This window comes from Catenibacterium sp. AM22-6LB (assembly GCF_003435615.1).
In the GTDB taxonomy this organism is placed as follows: Bacteria; Bacillota_I; Bacilli_A; order Erysipelotrichales; family Coprobacillaceae; genus Catenibacterium; species Catenibacterium mitsuoka_A.
Window position 1 is genome coordinate 1 of record NZ_QTUM01000090.1, and the last position, 4,867, is coordinate 4,867.

Below are 4,867 nucleotides of genomic sequence, written 5' to 3' on the forward strand. Positions count from 1 at the left end.
GCAAGTACTGTACTATCTGAAGGAATATTATATTTTAGCGCAATATCTATTAGTGAACTACCACCAGCAAGATATTCTTCTACAACCTTGCATTTAAACTCTTTGGTGTAAGATTCATTTGCAGGCTTCTCACCAAATGCGGATTCACCATATGCTTTAAAGATTTTAATCCACCTTTCAATTGTGGTTTTACCTGCATTTATTTCTTCTGCTAGTATAGAAATCGATTCACTACCATCTAAGTATCTTTTACATATTTCTATTTTTTGTTCCTTAGAAAACTTGCTTTTTCTTCCCATAAGAAAAACCTCCTCAGTAAACAGTGCTTTTAATTATTTACACTGTCTACTGGGAGGTCATCATATCATCGGTAGCACTCTTTTTCTATAATCATATTAGCACGCATCTGTGAAAATATCAAAAAGTTCTTTTTCCATAGTATGTAATACGAATTTGAAAATACTTATAAGCCGAAAAAATACACCAGTACCAGTTTGATCACAGCAGCTACACCAAAAGCTACAACTGCAGTTACAACAAATTGCATAGTTTTTGGGAAATTTTCGAATACAAAAACTTTTCTACTCTTGCTCCGCACCTTGCTTAAAGATCCTGTCGTAAATGCAGCCATCATTATGACTGACACAGATACCAAGGTCTCACAATAGCTGGCAAGCTTTCCTAACACATCATTATACATGTATGCACCTGTTTCATGCAGAATCCAGTATAGAACCAATGCACAAACTCCCATGACACTTTGGAGCTTCATTTCCTTAAAAATCTTCTCTTTCTCTGTAGTTGCATAATCAGCCATTGTTTTAGCAATTTTTCTTTCTTCTTCGTTCATCATCTCGCTTTTCCTTTCTCCACTGATAATCTCAGGAATGCTGATATCATAATAATCTGCAATATCCACAAGAATACTGATATCCGGCATATTGTTTCCGGTTTCCCATCTGGATACGGTTCTTCCAGAGACATTTAATATTTCTGCCAATTGCTCCTGTGTAATGCCTTTTTCTTTGCGAAGTTTTTTTAAAAAATTCCCGATTTTTACTTGGTCCACCTCAACTCCTCCTTTCATCATCAAATATAGAAGCTGTTATCTGCAAATAACACGACACAAAGCGAGAAATGTCGTATTTTCACTAATAGACACAGTTGTCTATGCATTTTTTATTTTTTTCAATTATACAAACTGGAAGTTATCTCTTTATATTTTCGTCAGCATACGAATATACTTTATTCCAAAATGCGTCATAATCATTATTAATAGCAAGTTTTGAATAGCAAATATCTGCCTCCTCTTGTGAAGGTTTCTTTTCAAAAGTAATTAGTACTTCTGCTTCTTCCGTTAATCCCATATTAGTCAAAGCATCAATAATATTCCCATAAGATTTAAAATCTAAACCATTCATAGCTAATTCCGTGTCATAATCAATGACTGTTATGATATTTCTAATCCAAGATGGTAATTTATATAACTCACTTCTTACTTCTGGATATTCATAAATATCTGCCATTGCCTGAACAAAGTCCTCACCATTACTAATTTCTGATAATGCATCATCTATAAAACTCATCTACATTCGCCCCTCCGAAAAACCCCGATTTATCTCTTGCATTTTATCATATTCTATCCCAAAACTCTATTCTTAGATTGCCAAAGAGCAACCTTCCGAGTGCCCTTTCAGATTCTCATTCCGGTAACAAATATTTAATTGCACTCTGTCTGGATCAACATTTTCTGCTATAAAAGCTCGTCTGTTATGAGCCAGAGATCCTGTCCCGATCATACCACTGATTGTTCGTTTCATCGTTATATTCCTCACCCCGCTTTCTAAAACCAGTGCCAGACATGGCACATAAATTTGTATCTTTGCCAGCTATGGTATAAAAAGAAATATTCGCCGGATACGGCGGTTTTGTTACTTTTGTCAAAAGTAACGCAAAAGCACTTTCGACAGATGTACCATCCATCAAAAGTACCCTTGCGCCCCAGGGGTACAGAGACCTTTACTCCGGTATCCTTGCCCGGATATATTCCAAATCACCACCATGCGGTGTCCCTACAAGATACCATTCTCTTGCAGAATTCATTTCCATTCTGAACCCATTCATCATCAAGCAACACTTCCTTATGCATTCAAAGAAATGACACCTATTTCATTTGGTGTAGCGAATATCATGTTATATATGGTTTTAGTTGTTGCTCAGCTATTGATAGAAAGAAAGTTGAAAATGGATATGTTACTAGAAGTCCCTTTCTCATTTATTATGGGATATATCTTAGATCTGTATCAAATCATTATTCCTGCATCTCCTGAATCTCTAGGATTACGTATAGTGATTTTACTTGCAGGTAATATATGTATAGCTTTTGGTGTCTATACAATGGTGCAGTCTCATTTAGTCTTAGCACCAGTAGATGGAGTGATCTTAAGTATTTCTAACCACTACAATAAGGCGTATTCCTTGTGTAAGAACTGTTTTGATATTACAATGATTGCAGCAACTATTATTCTCTGTTTAGTAACACGTTCACCACTCTATGGCATATGTGTAGGACGTATTATTAAATGGTTTGAAATAAAACAAGTAAGTTTGATAAGGAGTTAGTAATGCATGATATTTGGAATCCCTGGCATGGCTGTGTAAAGTATTCTGAAGGGTGTATGAATTGTTATATGTATGTTTTGGATAAGATGAGAAATCAGGATGGTTCACATATTTATAAGACCAATGATTTTGCATATCCACTCTCTAGAAATAGAGATGGTACATATAAGATACAAAGTGGAGAAAAGATAAGAGTCTGTATGACAAGTGATTTCTGTTTAGAAGAAGCAGATATATGGAGAGATGATGTCTGGTCCATGATCAGAAGAAGACAGGATGTAATCTTTTTTATACTTACTAAAAGAGCAGAAAGACTTAAAGAATGCTTACCAGATAACTGGGGTGATGGATACGAGAATGTAATACTTAATGTTACATGTGAGAATCAGAAACGTGCTGATGAACGTATACCTATTCTATTAGATATTCCTGCTAAACATAAAGGAGTGATGTTAGCACCTCTTATTGGTCCTATTGATTTAGAAAAGTATTTAGATGGACGCATAGAAGAAGTGACATGCGGTGGAGAGAATTATGGTGGTACAAGAGCATGTGACTTCGATTGGATTAAATCTTTACATAATCAATGTGTGAATAAGAATACTACGTTCACTTTTATAGAAACAGGATCTCATTTTGTGAAGGATGGTATTCATTATCGAGTGAAAGGGAAAGTAGCTCAGACAAGAATAGCCTATCGTTCTAGAATGAATTATCAAGGAAAGAAACCTATATATCATCTTTATGATTTCTTTGATAATGAATTAAGAGAAGATCAATTGTATAAAAGAGAATTCAGTGAACATTGTATAGAATGTGCATCAAAACCTATATGTAATGGATGTGCAAGAAGATTTGGATGTAAACAATGTCTTTGATAATGAGAAAAAAGTAGTTTTAAATAGTATGAATAAGTAGAAGACTATAAGAGTAATCTTATAGTTTTTTTTGATACGTTTAAAGGAGGAAAATATAAGTAACTAAATATATCGACTATTGTGATTAAATGTGTTCAAATCTACTCAAAGGAGAGTTTTAAAATGAACACATCAAATTTCACGAATTATAAACCAAAGGATTTTTCTGAACTTTTAGGCGTATCTGTATAACGTTGGGATAGAGAAGAAACTTTATAGGCAAACGGAACTCCAACTAATAGGCGTTATTGCACTTATGATCAGTATTTGCTAAATCAAGTTGTACTTTTAAGATTTTGTAATGTGTAGGGAATTATTGTAGAGCAGTGTATTGAAGGTTATGGAAACGCTGTAACGATTTATTAGATGAAGTAATGGAAAAAAATAAAAACCTCAATTTGAATATCTGCAAAACATATGTTAGTGAAAATTAAATTTCATAAACACCTATTAAACGGCGTTCTCAAGATCGAACCTAGTACATGGATTTTCTATTTGTTCTATAATTAGATTAGAAATCAGATGGAGCCATAACCACATGTCAGACAAAGTGTTAAGGCCTAAGAAAGCTTCTCTTTATCAGTTAACCCAGAACTGTCTATTCCAACAATATTGATAACTGTATTGAATTCTTCAAATCTATGAAATTGCCTGGTGGCTTTTGATATGACTGTTGCGGATCCTACAACGTCATTCACTGCTTTCAGATACTATTTTCAGAGCTACAAGCTTCTATTAGGTACTTTCCTTTTCTTTAATGAAGATAAAAGAATAAATGATAATATCACTGGGATATTATCATGGTTATTTCTGCTCCACATTTTTCTTAAATCGTTACCTGTAGATTATGTGTATTCAAAAACTGTAATAGCAACCTATAAAGATAGATTTATTAGATTGGGTATGATTGGTTTGAAAAGTTCTGTAAGAAGTTTAATACAACCATAGAGGTAGTAAAACATGAAGAACTCCCGCAGGCTGTATGGATTTTATAAGTATAAAAGACAGATAGAAAGGGATGAGGAAATTGCTGAAGAGCTTCAAGACAGAAATAAATCCGACAGAGGAGCAGAAAGTAAAGATTCGTAAAACAATAGGTACTTGCAGATTTATCTATAACTTCTATCTTGCTCATAATAAGGAGCTTCATGAAAGTGGCAAAAAGTTTATGAGCAGCAGCCGATTCAGGGTATGGCTTAACAACGAGTATCTTCCGAGCCATCCAGAATGTTCCTGGATCAAGGAAGCTTATTCAAAATCGGTAACACAGGCAGTAAATAACGGACAGACCGCATTTAAGAGATTCTTTAATCACAAGAGCGCCTTTC

7 protein-coding genes are annotated in these 4,867 nt (G+C 34.3%); 3 read left to right on the top strand and 4 right to left on the bottom strand.

The features are described from left to right. From DW269_RS12055 to DW269_RS12075, 4 genes are all read right to left on the bottom strand, one after another. Positions 1-299, bottom strand: a 299-nt coding sequence (locus tag DW269_RS12055) for a transposase (protein WP_147321710.1), incomplete at its 3' end; no start/stop codon positions are given. Between the two features lie 164 nt (positions 300-463). Then, the gene (locus DW269_RS12060) at positions 464-1,069 is read right to left on the bottom strand and encodes a helix-turn-helix domain-containing protein (protein ID WP_199410121.1); all 606 of its coding nucleotides are present in this window, start codon (positions 1,067-1,069) and stop codon (positions 464-466) included. 139 nt (positions 1,070-1,208) lie between these two features. Beyond that, positions 1,209-1,586 carry a hypothetical protein gene (locus DW269_RS12065; RefSeq protein ID WP_117460232.1) on the bottom strand — a complete coding sequence of 126 codons (378 nt, stop codon included), beginning with the start codon at positions 1,584-1,586 and terminating at the stop codon, positions 1,209-1,211. A gap of 184 nt (positions 1,587-1,770) precedes the next feature. Beyond that, positions 1,771-1,983, bottom strand: a complete 213-nt coding sequence (locus DW269_RS12075; RefSeq protein WP_117460234.1) for a hypothetical protein — start codon at positions 1,981-1,983, stop codon at positions 1,771-1,773. A gap of 174 nt (positions 1,984-2,157) precedes the next feature. Here DW269_RS12075 and DW269_RS12080 point away from each other — a divergent pair, with 174 nt between their 5' ends. The 3 genes from DW269_RS12080 to DW269_RS12100 form a co-directional block, all read left to right on the top strand. Then, positions 2,158-2,622, top strand: coding sequence for a DUF6198 family protein (locus DW269_RS12080; RefSeq protein WP_147321711.1), 465 nt, complete (start codon positions 2,158-2,160; stop codon positions 2,620-2,622). Positions 2,623-2,624: 2 nt separating this feature from the next. Continuing rightward, entirely contained in the window at positions 2,625-3,500 is an 876-nt protein-coding gene (locus tag DW269_RS12085) for a DUF5131 family protein (RefSeq protein ID WP_117460238.1), read from the top strand. A gap of 1,057 nt (positions 3,501-4,557) precedes the next feature. Continuing rightward, positions 4,558-4,867 (top strand): helix-turn-helix domain-containing protein (locus DW269_RS12100; protein WP_147321712.1); only part of this gene is annotated, 310 nt, incomplete at its 3' end.

Bases quoted from the DNA above. Each gene is read 5' to 3' on its own strand.
- DW269_RS12075 (WP_117460234.1), bottom strand. From the start codon at position 1,983: ATGGATGGTACATCTGTCGAAAGTGCTTTTGCGTTACTTTTGACAAAA.
- DW269_RS12080 (WP_147321711.1), top strand. From the start codon at position 2,158: ATGACACCTATTTCATTTGGTGTAGCGAATATCATGTTATATATGGTT.
- DW269_RS12065 (WP_117460232.1), bottom strand. From the start codon at position 1,586: ATGAGTTTTATAGATGATGCATTATCAGAAATTAGTAATGGTGAGGAC.
- DW269_RS12085 (WP_117460238.1), top strand. From the start codon at position 2,625: ATGCATGATATTTGGAATCCCTGGCATGGCTGTGTAAAGTATTCTGAA.